The sequence below is a fragment of the Legionella nautarum genome, from assembly GCF_001467895.1.
Taxonomy (GTDB): domain Bacteria; phylum Pseudomonadota; class Gammaproteobacteria; order Legionellales; family Legionellaceae; genus Tatlockia; species Tatlockia nautarum.
This window is the reverse complement of record NZ_LNYO01000013.1, coordinates 1031435-1045768: the sequence shown is the minus strand read 5'-3', so window position 1 is coordinate 1045768 and position 14334 is coordinate 1031435. Positions and strand designations below refer to the sequence as shown.

The following is a 14334-nucleotide window of genomic DNA, read 5'->3' as shown; positions in this document are numbered from 1 at the left end:
CTTCGAACTCTAGAGTGGCTAATCTTGGCGCTAGTTCAGCGGCTGGGCAGGGTTCGAACGACAGCTCTTCCCCATCACTATCAGGCGTTTCGCCCTCTTGCCCTATCAGCTCCTTAAACAGTTCTTTTAGGCTTTCTAGATAATGTTTTAGAAATCCCCGGCGTAAAAAGGGGGAATCGTGATAATTGTGAGTCGGTAAATAATCAAGAATAACTAGGTAGTCGATACCGTCAATTTGGATAAAGCTAAAGAGTAGCCGTTCTGTTTTATTGATTCGAAAGCTGTAAACACCTTTCACCCCTCTTAACTTTTCTAAATCTGATTCTGAAAAATCACCCGTTTTTAAACGTTTTATTTCTTTGAAATGCTCTTGGATAAGTTGAGGTTCACCTAAAACACCACGTACATAATAGACTCGGGAGCGGCTTCTTACCGGGGAAATTGATTTCTTTACTGGGTGTTTATCTAACTCTTCTTTCTTTTTCACAACAGGGTGCCTCTATAACAATCTAAATGATGGCAATTTGAACATATAATGGATCGCATTACAACTAATTATGTTCAGGCGCTATTCCTGTTTGGAATGACTGCCAAAACACCCCCAATGGCTTCGCTCAATAATCTCTTTAGGGGGTAGAGTTTTTTGTCCTTAAGTTAGTGTCCGTTGGCCAAGGCTCGACTTACAGGGCTAGGTAAATTCAGCAGTTTTAGATTAGCCTAACGAACCCACTCAATTTCAAAACTATTTAGCTCGCTTATCTTGCTCTTGTAATCTAAAACTTTTCATTTAGAATATGCGCTTTATTTTTAACACTAGAAATTAATTAATACACAAAGGTTATTTTTTATGCGAGAAAAGGATGAACAAGATCATTCTATTGTTTGTGCGGGCGTTGTGGGGACAGTTACAGGAGGATTATTAGGTACCCTTTTGGGCTTTTTATATATGGTCTATTTGATACGAAACCCAGATCGTTTTGATTCCAAAGAATTATCTACTTATATCTTATTTTGCGTATTATCGACCCCTGCAAGTGGAATAACGGGCGCAGCATTAGGAGGCTCTGCCGGTGTGGGTGGTGCTTTTACTGCTAAAATAGCTAGAAAAACCTTCTCCTTTTTTCAAGAACTGTTGAGCAAGCAAGATTCCCTAGACGATCGCTGCTTAGATAGCAATAAGGCATCGAGCGCAACTTGCTGATTGGAAGTACAAGCCTTGATGCAGCGCAAACGGAATCAAGGCTTACTTATTTTATCTTTAACGAAAAGTTCCGCTTATTACTAGTTGGTTATCATTCTGGGCTTGTGGGCTGATGGAATATCTGCCTTCGCCAATTTTTTCTACAGAGTAACCTAAAGCTTCCAATTTATTAGAGGTTTCTTTAATTTTAGTTTCTAATAATCCTATGATCTTAGGCATTTTCTTTCCACTAAGTTTAAGCTCATTCAGCTTATTGCATGCGCTAGATAAATCGGAGGCTAATTCGGCAGCTTCAGCTGTAAAACCGTTTTCATTTGTGAAATTTGATTTTTCTGCTGTTATTAATTGATTTCCATTTAAAGAGCGGGACAATCCTACTGCCATAGAATTTTCTCTATTTTTTTTTGTTAATTGGCTCATAACTATTCTCATTAATGAAAAAAAGCGATTCTAATTGCCTTAGATTAAGGAAATATTAAGAATTCGTTTCGAAAGAAGGGACAACACACGTTTTTATAAAAATCATTCAACTTGTTCAATTATTGACAGCAAATTAACCTTTTTTTATAATATCGCTTCCTCTTTAAATGAAAGGTTGTATTAATTTGACTAGACTCTTAAATCACTACAGCTCCAAATCCAGAATTTCCTCGTTTTTCTTATTTTTAATTACGAGTTTTTTTACTTTAATAGTAAGAGCCGAAGCGGATTTGCAAGAGAGGCAAACTGCAAAATCACGCTATGCTTCTGGTGTAGAATCTATTGTCTCTTCTCATGATTATTTTCAAACTAATCACAGCCCTCTTTATTGGCGAGTTAGCCCCTATTATTTACCCCAATTAACCGATAGCTCTTGCTCACTGGCTTCAGCAACCATGATTGTTAATGCCGTGCGTAGCCACCAACAGTTGATGACAGATCAACCCTTAGCTGCTCAAGATGAATTATTGAATCAGGTGAATGATCAACGATGGCGTGAAGCAGTAAAACAAGGCGGAGATGGCGTCGCACTTCATCAATTAAAAATATATCTTGAAAAAGCCTTAACCGTTTATGGCATAAAAAACTTTAGCGTTGTAGTAAAACAAATGAGCGCTAATGCAAAAGAAAATGAATCATCACTTCATCAAACCCTGATAGAAAGCGAAAGCACGGGTAAAACGTTTATCATTGCAAATTTCAATCAAAAATTTTTTACAGACTTCGAAAATGTCGGCCATTTCTCACCCATCGGTGCTTACGATGAGGCTGCTCGGCGAGTGTTAATCATGGATCCCGACCGCAAACTCTATGAGCCTTACTGGGTTCCAGAGCAATTGTTATTAAAAAGCATGTCGACGGTGGATACCGACGGAGGATATTTCCGCGGCTACCTCGTCGTCAGACTACAATGAGTGGCTGATTTGAAAAGAAAACCATTCATTTAATTTAACAATTAACTCGTCCACTCCTTCCTTTTTTAATGAAGAAAAGCTTTGGGCAGTAATCAAACCTTCCATTAATTCATAATGTTTTCGCACTTTTAAGACGGTATTTTTGGCTTCGCCACGACTCAATTTATCTGCTTTGGTTAAAAGAATATGCACGGGTAATTGGCGATCGATGGACCAGTCAATCATCATCTGGTCCAATTCCTTCAAAGGATGGCGGCTGTCCATCAATAGGATTAAACCACGTAAGCATTGGCGCACATCTAAATACTGAGCTAAATTTTTTTGCCAGTCTTCTTTGATTTGCTGGGCAACTTTTGCGTAACCGTACCCCGGTAAATCGACAAGGCGACGCGATTCATCAATGCCAAATAAATTGATTAATTGAGTTCGTCCTGGTGTTTTACTGGTGCGCGCTAATTGCTTAATCCCTGTTAGGCAATTTAGCGCACTTGATTTTCCAGCATTTGAACGGCCAGCGAAGGCAACCTCAAAACCTTCATCCGGCGGTAATTGGTTGACACGGGCAGCGCTTTTTAAAAATACAGCTTGAGTATAAGGATTTATCAACATTTATTTCAATTTCACTTTGGGATTTTTACCCAAGCAGTGTACCATTAAACCACTTAAATCCTCGGAAAAAGAATGAAAAAAATCTTTTGTGCTCTTGCCTTATTCGGCACAATAGTTAGTGCGGTTGCGGAAACAGCAAAAACAGAACCAGCAAAAGCCGCTTTATGTGCAGCCTGTCATGGGCCACAGGGGATTAGTGCAGATCCGCAATGGCCTAATCTTGCAGGACAACACACGAGCTATCTCATAAAACAATTGCATGATTTTAAAACAGGAACGACGCGTAATGCCGCTACAATGACCGCTATATTAGCCAGTCTATATGAGCAAGACATTGCCGAATTGTCAATTTTTTACTCCAAAATGCCGCTTCCTGAAGGACAAACACCAGAAAAATTTTTAAAAAGAGGCGAACTCTTGTATCGTGGCGGTGATTTTGCTAAACACATTAGCGCTTGTATCGCTTGCCATGGCCCCAAAGGCACTGGTAATGCACAAGCCGGTTTTCCGGTATTAACGGGGCAGCATGCTGCTTATACTGTTCAGCAATTACAAGCTTTTAAGGACAATAAACGAACAAATGACTTAAATTCCATTATGCGCGACTTAAGTTCGCGTATGAGTCAGGAGGATATGGAGGCGGTGGCCTATTACATTCAAGGTCTACATTAATTTTGAAGAGAGATAATATAATGTTAAAACGTTTTGTATCGATCGTACTTTTAGTTCTACCTCTGCTGGCTTCAGCGGAAGAGTTTGTTGCGGGCAAAGATTATGAATTAATCAATGGCGCAGACGCTAAACCGAATACTCCTAAGGTAACAGTCACTGAATTTTTTAGCTACGGATGCCCTTGGTGCTATCGCATTGATCCTGCACTAATGACTTGGGTAGCTCAGCAGGGCGATGCCATTCAATTTTCGCGTGTGCCTGTCATATTTAATAAAGATTGGACCTATTATGCCAAAGCTTATTACACTGCAAATCTCTTAGGCTTGGAATCTAAACTCAATCCTCTCTTATTCAAAGCGGTGCAGGCTAAAGGTCATTCAATGAATTCTAATCAAGCGATGATCGACTTTTTTATCGCCCAAGGCGTTGACCCAGCCACTGCGAAAAGTGCGTTTGAAAATTCAACCACCGTGGATATGCAGCTCGCTCAAGGCACCACATTAATGGCTCGTTACCATGTGAATGGCGTTCCTGCGATAATAGTCAATAATCAATTCAAAACCGACTTACCGATGGCTAAAGAGGAAGCGCGATTATTTAAAATTCTTGATTTCTTAATTGCCAAGTCGAAAACTGAGAAGACTAAAACAGGGGCTTGATTCTTTTCGACTGCGAAGAGATAGAACCAGGTTAAACCAATGTAGGTTGGGCCTTGGTTCATAGGCTCATAACCATCAGGCTAAAGAAGTTTTTCCATATTTTATGAGGCTCCGTTCGGGCTCTGAGGGATCCCATGAAATTAAATATACTGGTTTAATTCATTGATCGTTTTATTTATCCGTTCGCACTGAGGAAGCGCGCAGCGCTGTCTCGAAGTGTCGCAAAAGGACCCCCTTCGAGAGCCTCAGGACAGCACGCCATGCCTGCTCCTCAGGCTGAACGGAATAAAATGAATACAAATTCCTTAGATCGTAGGAGAATACAATGGCCCAAAAAGAAATATACTGGCTTAAATTAATTTCTGAACTTCAGGCCCTCACCCAAAATGGCCTTGCCTATTCGAATAATGAATTTGATACTCAAAGGTATTTAAGATTGCGTGAAATTGCAGCAGACCTTGCCAGCAATTACTCAAAAAATACCTCGGAAGAGCTCAATCATTTATTTTCCTTGGAAGACAGTTACGCCACCCCCAAACTTGATGTACGCTCTTTTATTTTACAAGATAATAAATTGCTGCTGGTCAAAGAACGTTCGGATGGTTTATGGACGCTACCCGGTGGTTTTGCTGATATCAATGAATCACCGTCGGAAGCGGTGATTAGAGAAACTAAAGAAGAAACCGGCTTTGATGTCTCCGCATTAAGGTTACTCGCTTTATGGGATAAGCTAAAACATGATCATCCGCCGCAATGGCCCCATGTTTACAAATGTTTTTTTCATTGTGAAATCCTTTCTGGCGAGAAACAGGAAAATCTTGAAATTGCTGAAATCGATTTCTTCGATCTGAATAAGCTCCCTCCCTTATCCACTCATCGGGTCACTAAAAAACAACTTCTACGTTTATATGAGGTTTTGACGAATTCCGAGAAAACCTTTTTTGACTAACTGACAGAGTTACTTCGCAGAATAAGCGGTGTATACTCAAAAACTACCCCAAACGGCACCTCATGTAGAAAATATAATGTCAGGACAATATTCAAAAACCACACTAATACTTGCCATACTAAGCATGCTAATTTGTCTTCTGTCCGTGCCTTTTCTGCAATTTCCCTTCACAATAGTAGTTAAAGCCCTGCCAACTTTATTGCTTATTAGTGTTACCACCAAAATCCAGCACTCTACGATTAGAAATTTATTGTTGGCAGCACTTAGTTTTTCATTGGTCGGTGATCTTATACTTAGTTTACCCGTCGATTTAGCGCTGCATGCAGGGATCGTTGCCTTCATTTGCGCTCTATGTGCTTATATTATGTTATTTTTAAAAAATGCAGAATTTGGCAACAAACGATTATCCCTTTTTCTAACGCTGCTGATACTTATGGCTCTCAGTTTTTATGGTCTTTACTCGCATTTAGACGACATGAAAATACCTGTCATGGTTTATAGCTGCTGGCTTATCACTATGCTTTTTTGTGCTTTGCATGTAAAACAGCAGACATCCATCATCAGTATCGGTGCTTTTTTATTCCTATTTTCTGATCTCAGTTTTGCTGTAAATCAATTTATTTTTGCACATGACAAATTCATCTCTATTTTAGTGATGTATCTCAATTATGCGGCACAGTTTTTATTGGTCATTGGGGTTTTGGAAATGAAAGACTTCAGGGCGCCGATTACACAGCAATCGGTGCCTTGATCGTCGGATGCGATTGATAATCCAGGATTTCAAAATCGTCAAATTGATATTCAAAAAGGGAAGCCGGTTTGCGCTTAATCTGCAACTTAGGTAGCGGCAAAGGCTCGCGTTGCAGTTGGGTATGCGCTTGTTCGAGATGGTTTAAATATAAATGGCAATCACCACCAGTCCAAATGAAATCACCCACCTCAAGATTGCATTGTTGGGCGACCATATGAGTTAGTAATGCATAGGACGCAATATTAAAAGGCACCCCCAAAAATACATCGGCCGAGCGTTGATATAATTGGCAGGACAATTGATTCTTAGCAACATAAAACTGAAATAAGGCATGGCAAGGCATTAAGGCCATTTTATCAAGTTCGCCAACATTCCAAGCACTCACTAGTAATCGTCGCGAGTCAGGATTCGTTTTAATTTGTTGTACAACCTCAGACAATTGATCGATGGTCCGTCCATCAGGAGTTGGCCAAGAGCGCCATTGGCGGCCGTAAATAGGTCCTAATTCCCCCTTACTATCTGCCCATTCATCCCAAATAGTCACTCCATTTTCATTGAGATAAGCGATATTGGTATCCCCTTGCAAGAACCAGAGTAGTTCATGAATAATACTGCGAGTATGCAATTTCTTAGTAGTCACTAAAGGAAAACCTTCCTTTAATTTAAAACGCATTTGATAAGCAAAAACAGATAAGGTGCCTGTACCAGTTCTATCGGTTTTCTCCACGCCATGCTCTAAAATATGCTCCAGAAGTTGTAAATACGTCTTCATCGTTTACTCCTATTTAAACAGTACAAACCGGCTAATAGCATTGGAATAGAGAGTAACTGCCCCATCGTTAACCAATTAAACGCCAGGAAACCTAATTGCGCATCCGGCTCACGGAAACATTCAGCAATTAGCCGACAAATTGCGTAGCCTGTTAAAAACATAGCAGACACTCGACCCTGCGGTCGCGGTTTAGAAGCATACCACCATAGCAAGGTGAATAAAGCAATGCCTTCTAAACCTAGCTCATACAATTGTGAAGGATGACGTGGTTGGCCATCGGAATGTGGAAAAACCATTGCCCAAGGCACATCAGTGACCCGCCCCCACAATTCGCCATTGATAAAATTACCCAACCGCCCCGCTCCAAGCCCTAAAGGAACTAACGGAGCTAAAAAGTCGGTTACCTGTAAAAAAGGTTTTTTGAATTTACGTGCAAATAACCACATCGCCAGAGCGACACCCAGCAGACCGCCGTGAAAAGACATTCCCCCTTCCCATAATTTGAGCAGGGTCCAAGGCTCGGTAAGCAATTGATGCGTATTATAGAAAAGCATGTAGCCAAGCCGGCCGCCAATAATAGCACCCAAAGCCCCATAAAAAATCAAATCACTAATCTGCTCGGCAGTCCAAGGCAATTGATAATGCTTAGCTCGCCATTGGGCCAAAACCCAACCTCCAGCAAAACCAAATAAATACATTAAACCATACCAATGGACTTGGATCGGCCCTAGGGAAAAAGCAATAGGATCAATCTGCGGAAATTCCAACATAGCTATACCTCAAAAAAGTCCTCTTAGAACAAGGAGATCAACAGCGGTTATTAGCAGCAAAATAATAAAACCATATCTCAATTGCTTCACAGGCACAATATAAGTTAATTTTGCACCGAGTGGCGCAAAAAAAGTACTAGTAATGGCGATACCTAAGACAGCCGGCCAATAAACAAAACCACTGCTGTAAGCAGGCAAATTAGAGGCTTTTGTACCTGTAATGATAAAAATTATTGTTCCTACAATAGCCACTGTGAGCGTCGCCAGCGCAGAAATCGGTGCGATTTGTTTTATCTCCAAATTACAATAGCTCAGATAAGGAACCGTTAAAGCCCCCCCACCCACGCCCAATAAACCGGAAATCGCACCAATTATAAAATTAATCAGTCCGTTAATCCAAGCAGGCGCGAAACGGTGGTGGCCATGCTGTTTTTTTTTCATGTCAAAGAGCATCTTAAAGGCAACAAATAGCAAAAAACAACCAAAAATCATACGCAGCCAAAAAGAGGATAATTGCCCAGAAAGCAAACCGCCACTAATGGAACCTAAGACAAGACCCGGCCACAAACGTTTATAAACACCCCAAAGAATAATGTCTTGCTTATAGTGTTCACGTATTGAAGCTGGAGAAGTAAAAAGCATGGTCGCTAAGGAAGTTCCAGCAGCCATCTGCATGACTAACTCTTGGGGAAAATTCGCTTTATGATTGAAAATAAAGACCAAAGCAGGGACTACAACAATACCGCCACCAACCCCCATGATACCCGATACTAATCCAGCAAAAATACCGGCTAACAGATAAACGCCGACATGCGAGAGGAGACTTATTCCACTCACGATCGGCCAGCCCGAATCAGGCCGCCTAAGCCCTCTTCTTCCAAAGCTCTTTGCAAATGTAAGCGAATTTCGGCAGGATGCTCGAGCTCCAAGACATCTGCTAGCACCTTGCGGGCATTCGCTAAAGAGATATTACGAATGACCCATTTTATACGCGGCAAACTCGTTGAGTTCATACTTAAAGTGTCAAAACCCATCGCCAGCAATAAGATGACTGCCAAAGGATCAGAAGCCATTTCACCGCAGATACTGACCTCAACGCCAGCCGCATGTCCACCTTCCACCACTTTCATTAAAGTGCGTAACATGGCTGGATGAAAGGAGTCATAGATTCCCGCAACGCGAGCATTATTGCGATCGACAGCCAGCAAATATTGCGTGAGGTCGTTGCTGCCCACCGAAAGAAAATCAACTCGTTTTGCCAATTCTCGCGCCAGATAAACGGCAGCAGGAACCTCAACCATCACGCCTAATTTTGGTTTTTCAATAAAGCAACCTTCTTCCAATAATTCTTCAAATGCTTGTTCAACTAGAAAAATCGCTTCTTCCACTTCGCTGAGATTCGTGACCATCGGCAGCATGATGCGTAAATTATTTAATTCTTCACTGGCACGCATCATGGCACGCACCTGCATGAGAAATACATCGGGATGATCAAGCGTCACGCGAATGCCGCGCCAACCAAGATAAGGGTTATCTTCGGTTACTGGAAAATAGGGGAGAATCTTATCGCCGCCGATATCCAAAGTCCGCATGGTGACAAATCGCGGGGAAAAGGCTTTTAGAATTTGGCGGTAAATAATATATTGCTCGTCTTCCGAAGGAAACCTATCTCGACTCATAAAAGGCACTTCTGAGCGATAAAGGCCTACCCCCTCTGCACCGACGCTCATTGATAAACCAGCGTCCATCGCAAGACCGGTGTTGACTTGCAAAGAGACGCGATAGTTATCGAGGGTTTCAGCCGGCTTATCGCGCAAACTGACCAAACTTTGATTCAGCTCTTGCTCTTCGCGCGCTAGTTTTTTGAATTCAGAAAAGATAGCTCTGGAAGGTGACACATAAACATGGCCAAAATAACCATCAACGACAATAGCTTTGCGCGACAAATGCTCAACTTTAAGACCACGCACCCCCATGACCGTGGGCACGCCTAAAGCTCTTGCCAAAATGGCCACATGAGAGTTATTCGCTCCTTTTGCGGAGACCACACCGACCAATTGCCCTTCTGGCACCTCTGCCAAAGCTGAAGCAGTAATTTCTTCACCAATTAATACAGTCCGTCGTGGATAAGCAATTTCCTCGCGCTGGGAACGCTGTAATTCGGCAAGAACTCTTCGGCCTAAATCACGAAAATCACTGGCACGCTCGCGCAGATAATCATCTTCCATGCTTTCAAATTGTTGAACATGTTTTTTAATGACCGTTGATAAAGCGGCTTGCGCAGAGATTTGTTCTTCGCGAATGACATTCTCAACTTCTATACCCAAACTATCTCTATCGAGGATACGCAGATAAACATCAAATAAAGCGTGCTCATCTTCGGCAACGGTAGACTTCATTCGTTTACTTAAGCGCTGCATATCCTCGCGCGCCGCTTGTAAAGCTTCGTAAAAAATTTCAATTTCATCTTCAATGCCATCGATGCTATGGCGGGGCACAGAATCAATATCAGCCTGAGGGTAAACCACAACAGCGGTACCAATTCCAATACCCGGAACCGATCCCACGCCACCGAGCGCCATCGGTGCTGCTTCGGTTTTGTTGGTGCCAGCGGGTATGGGTTGAGTTAATTGCGATAGTTCACCGGTGGCCTCGGCATGCGCAATAACGCCACCAAGTTGTGCCGCCAAAGTGATGAGAAACGCTTCTTCTGCATCATCAAAACAACGCTTTTCAGCACGCTGCACGCTCATAACACCGTAAAGTTTACGGTGCTGAATGATGGGTACTCCTAGGAAAGAGCGTAAATGCTCTTCCTCGAGCAGGGAATTGTGATGAAAATCTGGATGAGAAGGCGCATCCTCAATATTAATGGGCTCTTCGCGCCGACCGACTTGACCGATCAAACCACTGTCTAAACCCACACGAACCCTGGATTCAGCCATTTTGTTTAAACCATCGGTAGCAATCAAAACGTATTCAGCGTGCTTATTATCAATAAGGAAAACAGAGACAGCTTCAGCACCAACTGCTTTGCGCACTCGCTGCACCAAAATAGTCAATGCTTCAGTTAAATGGCTTGCTGTGGTTACATCCTGTACAATTCGCTTTAATATTTTTAACATTTATCGACTTTGATTACCTCGCCTTCGTCGCGCACCGAACGGAGTTCGGCGTTTCTTTAACAGATATTCTAGTTCTTTCATGGCCTGAGCATAAACTTGTCGTTTAAAAAAAATAACTTGCTCTGGAGGCTCGTGGTAATCAATCCAACGCCAACTATCAAACTCGGGCGAATCACTTAAATCTAAACGTACCTTTTGTTCGCTGGATGTTAATTTTAGTAAATACCATTTTTGCTTTTGGCCAATCACCAAAGGTTCGCTTCCATGACGAAGATATTGTTTAGGTAGGCGATATTTTAGCCATCGTTTGGTAGAACCTAAGACTTCTACATCTTCTCTATCTAAACCCACTTCTTCACGAAGTTCGCGGAACATAGCTTCCAGTGCCGTTTCACCTGTAGCCAGTCCACCTTGTGGGAATTGCCATGCATCATGACCGTTACGTCTTCCCCAAAAAACACGACCGGATGAGTTGGTAAGAATTATACCAACGTTCAACCGGTATCCGGCGCGATCAATAACCATGTTGTCACTGCTTACACTAAACCGTTAATACTCCGATTTTTCCACAAAGTACAAGAGCTTGGCAAATAAATCTGCGTTTACCTAACAATTTATCTTGAAGTTGCTATAATCTTGTACTCTTGCTAACCGTTCGGGCTGGGGTGTCCCCACGAAATGAGGATCTAAGGAATTTGTATTATTATTCCGTTCAAGCCTGAAGAGCACGCATGGCGTGCGTTTCGAAGCCTGTCCTGAGGCTCTCGAAGGGAGGGTTTTTTTGCGACACTTCGAGACAGCGCTGCGCGCTTCCTCAGTGTGAACGGGTAAACAAAACGATCAATGAACTAACCAGTATAGTTAATTTCGTGCAATACCTCAGAGCCCGAACGGGTTATTCTTTCACTCAGAGTTTTATAATTTTTATGAAAAAACACATTCTAATTATCAATACAGGTGGAACAATCAGTTCCGTTAAAGCCAACCATGGCTATGAGCCCGCCTTGGGCTATGTACAAACCGCTTTAGCACAAATTCCCGCTCTAAGTCATGCGGATATGCCCACTTATAGTATCAAAGAATATCAACCCTTACTCGACTCTTCTAACATGACGGTAAGTGATTGGAACCGCATTGCGACGGATATTGCTACGGAATATCCGCATTTTGATGGTTTCGTGATTTTTCATGGCACCGACACGATGGCCTACACTGCCTCTGCCTTATCGTTCATGCTGGAAAATCTATCTAAACCGGTTATTGTCACCGGTTCGCAAATACCCTTATCAGAAGTGCGCAATGATGCCATTGATAATGTCATTACTTCTTTATGGCTTTGTGCTCATCAACCAATCAATGAGGTATGCATTTATTTTAACCAACGCTTGCTGCGGGGTAATCGCACTCAAAAAATTAGTGCTCAACGCTTTAACGCCTTTGACTCCCCTAATTTTCCTCATTTAGCATCAATTGGGATAAGTATCGAACTTCATAAAGAGCTCTTGCTTCCTCCGCCTAAGCAAGCCTTCCATTTACAAACCATCAGCCCGCAATTTATTGCAAACTTTCGTCTCTTTCCTGGTTTTGCAACGAAGGTCTTAGATTATATTTTGCAACAACCACTACGAGGCTTAGTACTGGAAACCTACGGCAGCGGCAATGCACAAAACAATGATCCTCATTTTTTAAAAGCCTTGCAGGACGCTTGCGAACGCGGGGTAGTAATTGTCAATTGTAGTCAATGCCGGCATGGGCATGTAGAAATGAATCAATACGCTACGGGCTACACGCTAAAACGAGCTGGACTAATCAGCGGCCATGACATGACGCCTGAAGCGGCCCATTGCAAATTGCTCTATCTCTTCAGCAAAAATTTAGACAATCAACAGGTAAAGGTTCTCATGGAAAAGAATTTATGCGGCGAGTTGGGCTCTTAATTATTCCGGCAAGCGACTCTTCGCAGCTAACTATATCCTTATGCCCTACATAGCTCTACGTCCCACGACTAACTATATCCCTACCTCCCGCGGCTTGTTCACGGGATCCGGGGATCTAAGTATGAAATAAAATCATATGGATACCGCGGACAAGCCGCGGTAAGTAAGCACGAGAGTAGAATCTGCAACAACGTCTATCTAAGCCATAAGGATTCGCCAAACGTGGATTGGGCCTTGGCCCAACAAAATCATTAACAAATTAGGTGACAATATTGAAACCGGAAGTGTTCTCTTTTCCCTCTTTTTCTTCCGCTTTTCGCTTTGATTTAGCGAACATCGCGTCACCATCGCCAAGAGAAAAACTTTTTTTATGACCTTTCGGTTTTCTAAGCTTATCATCTTCAAGCTCTTCATCACTGTCATCATTAGCAGCCTCTTCCTCTACTTCCTTTTCTTTCTCTCCCTCTTCCTTAGGAGGCGGCACTTGTCCTTTGCCTTTTTGCGCGGCTAAAATTTCTTTCGCTGCTGGGATCTCCATAGCCGTAATTTCTCTTAGAGCACTGCGCATTGCTTCTTTAAGCTCCCCAGGAGCACAACTCCACTGTAAACTGAATTTACCAAACCACCCTGCCCATCCCATACCTGGCAAAGAAAAATTTGAATGAAGGGTATTAGATTCACAAACTCGCGCATTTTCACCTAATATCGATGATAAACACATTATTGCAATTTCTTTCCTATTTTCTCTGTAGCGGGCTTTATCGTGGTCTGTGCTTTCTAAGGCCTTTTTTAGAGCAACAATTGTCGAATGCAAAAGATCTTTTTTTTCCTCTCGGACTTTAACAGTTCCAGGCAAGACGCTTTCAACTTTAGCAGCGAACCAACCCTGCGCTTCCTGCTGTTGATATTTTTTTACATAATATAGAGCTGTATAGTAAAGAATGATATCAAGGGGATCGCTATATCTTGTACTGGGACTTTTTAGTTCTATGTCATAAGTGGAGGGGGCTACAGGATTAAGTTCGGGTTGAATATTATAAATATGCTCATTCTTCTCAAAGACATGATGAATCCTTTCAAGCAATGAGAGTGCATTCGTTAATTCACCATTAAGTTGACCTACGTTATGGCCAGTTTCTACACATAATTCTTTCGTCGTATCCTTACAGTTATTAATTTGGTTACGAAATTCATTTGAGGTATCTCTATCGTTCCTTTGATCTTCTAACTCCATAATCTTCGTACATAAGGTTTTAACATGTTCATTCTTTGCTTTAGAATGTTCTACATCCCGTCTTGATACTGATGACCAGAACCAACTCTCATTCCAGCTATCAGCACGTTTAAGCTCCCCTTTAATGTGCTTAATTAACATAAATTTCGTTACATCAGAAAAAATACTCATTGCACTACTCCTTTTGTTGCAATTTTTTTATCATATCTATTAATTGCATAATTCGCAACATAAATACAATTTGTTTAATTCAGCATCTCT

General features: G+C 41.9%; 16 protein-coding genes. 7 read left to right on the top strand and 9 right to left on the bottom strand.

Translation table 11 applies throughout. The features are described from left to right. Window positions 1–487 (bottom strand): hypothetical protein (locus Lnau_RS16535; RefSeq protein ID WP_058504602.1); only part of this gene is annotated, 487 nt, incomplete at its 3' end. A 360-nt stretch (window positions 488–847) separates the two neighbouring features. On the opposite strand from Lnau_RS16535, the gene Lnau_RS08035 reads away from it, so the two are divergent. Then, on the top strand, window positions 848–1201 hold the full coding sequence (locus Lnau_RS08035) for a hypothetical protein (protein WP_058504601.1): 354 nt from the start codon (window positions 848–850) through the stop codon (window positions 1199–1201). 57 nt (window positions 1202–1258) lie between these two features. Here the strand turns inward: Lnau_RS08035 and Lnau_RS08030 are convergent, their stop codons facing one another. Further along, the gene (locus Lnau_RS08030) at window positions 1259–1621 is read right to left on the bottom strand and encodes a hypothetical protein (protein WP_058504600.1); all 363 of its coding nucleotides are present in this window, start codon (window positions 1619–1621) and stop codon (window positions 1259–1261) included. Window positions 1622–1806: 185 nt separating this feature from the next. Here Lnau_RS08030 and Lnau_RS08025 point away from each other — a divergent pair, with 185 nt between their 5' ends. Then, entirely contained in the window at window positions 1807–2595 is a 789-nt protein-coding gene (locus Lnau_RS08025; RefSeq protein ID WP_058504599.1) for a phytochelatin synthase family protein, read from the top strand. Here Lnau_RS08025 and yihA read toward each other — a convergent pair. Next, entirely contained in the window at window positions 2587–3204 is a 618-nt protein-coding gene (gene yihA, locus Lnau_RS08020; RefSeq protein ID WP_058504598.1) for a ribosome biogenesis GTP-binding protein YihA/YsxC, read from the bottom strand. The two genes, Lnau_RS08025 and yihA, sit on opposite strands and share 9 nt — an antisense overlap. A gap of 72 nt (window positions 3205–3276) precedes the next feature. Here yihA and Lnau_RS08015 point away from each other — a divergent pair, with 72 nt between their 5' ends. The 4 genes from Lnau_RS08015 to Lnau_RS08000 all read left to right on the top strand — a co-directional run bounded on the left by Lnau_RS08015 (window position 3277) and on the right by Lnau_RS08000 (window position 6235). Beyond that, the gene (locus Lnau_RS08015) at window positions 3277–3876 is read left to right on the top strand and encodes a c-type cytochrome (protein WP_058504597.1); all 600 of its coding nucleotides are present in this window, start codon (window positions 3277–3279) and stop codon (window positions 3874–3876) included. Window positions 3877–3896: 20 nt separating this feature from the next. Beyond that, window positions 3897–4535 carry a thiol:disulfide interchange protein DsbA/DsbL gene (locus tag Lnau_RS08010; RefSeq protein ID WP_058504596.1) on the top strand — a complete coding sequence of 213 codons (639 nt, stop codon included), beginning with the start codon at window positions 3897–3899 and terminating at the stop codon, window positions 4533–4535. A gap of 325 nt (window positions 4536–4860) precedes the next feature. Then, window positions 4861–5484, top strand: coding sequence for an NUDIX hydrolase (locus Lnau_RS08005; protein ID WP_058504595.1), 624 nt, complete (start codon window positions 4861–4863; stop codon window positions 5482–5484). Window positions 5485–5560: 76 nt separating this feature from the next. Next, on the top strand, window positions 5561–6235 hold the full coding sequence (locus tag Lnau_RS08000; protein WP_065240259.1) for a lysoplasmalogenase family protein: 675 nt from the start codon (window positions 5561–5563) through the stop codon (window positions 6233–6235). Here Lnau_RS08000 and thyA read toward each other — a convergent pair. The 5 genes from thyA to Lnau_RS07975 are packed head-to-tail and all read right to left on the bottom strand — an operon-like array spanning window position 6213 to window position 11427. Next, window positions 6213–7007 carry a thymidylate synthase gene (thyA, locus tag Lnau_RS07995; RefSeq protein ID WP_058504593.1) on the bottom strand — a complete coding sequence of 265 codons (795 nt, stop codon included), beginning with the start codon at window positions 7005–7007 and terminating at the stop codon, window positions 6213–6215. The genes Lnau_RS08000 and thyA overlap by 23 nt on opposite strands. Continuing rightward, window positions 7004–7777 (bottom strand): prolipoprotein diacylglyceryl transferase, encoded by a 774-nt coding sequence (gene lgt, locus Lnau_RS07990; RefSeq protein ID WP_058504592.1) that lies wholly within the window; start codon window positions 7775–7777, stop codon window positions 7004–7006. The genes thyA and lgt overlap by 4 nt, the downstream gene beginning before the upstream one ends. A 9-nt stretch (window positions 7778–7786) precedes the next feature. Beyond that, the gene (locus Lnau_RS07985) at window positions 7787–8614 is read right to left on the bottom strand and encodes a sulfite exporter TauE/SafE family protein (RefSeq protein ID WP_058504591.1); all 828 of its coding nucleotides are present in this window, start codon (window positions 8612–8614) and stop codon (window positions 7787–7789) included. Beyond that, window positions 8611–10902, bottom strand: a complete 2292-nt coding sequence (ptsP, locus tag Lnau_RS07980; RefSeq protein WP_058504590.1) for a phosphoenolpyruvate--protein phosphotransferase — start codon at window positions 10900–10902, stop codon at window positions 8611–8613. The genes Lnau_RS07985 and ptsP overlap by 4 nt, the downstream gene beginning before the upstream one ends. After that, entirely contained in the window at window positions 10903–11427 is a 525-nt protein-coding gene (locus Lnau_RS07975) for an RNA pyrophosphohydrolase (protein ID WP_058504589.1), read from the bottom strand. 401 nt (window positions 11428–11828) lie between these two features. Here Lnau_RS07975 and ansA point away from each other — a divergent pair, with 401 nt between their 5' ends. Continuing rightward, window positions 11829–12839: an asparaginase gene (gene ansA / locus Lnau_RS07970; protein ID WP_058504588.1), complete on the top strand. Its 1011-nt coding sequence runs from the start codon at window positions 11829–11831 to the stop codon at window positions 12837–12839. 259 nt (window positions 12840–13098) lie between these two features. On the opposite strand, the gene Lnau_RS07965 is transcribed toward ansA, so the two are convergent. Beyond that, window positions 13099–14244, bottom strand: coding sequence for a hypothetical protein (locus tag Lnau_RS07965; RefSeq protein ID WP_058504587.1), 1146 nt, complete (start codon window positions 14242–14244; stop codon window positions 13099–13101). Window positions 14245–14334 lie beyond the last annotated feature (90 nt).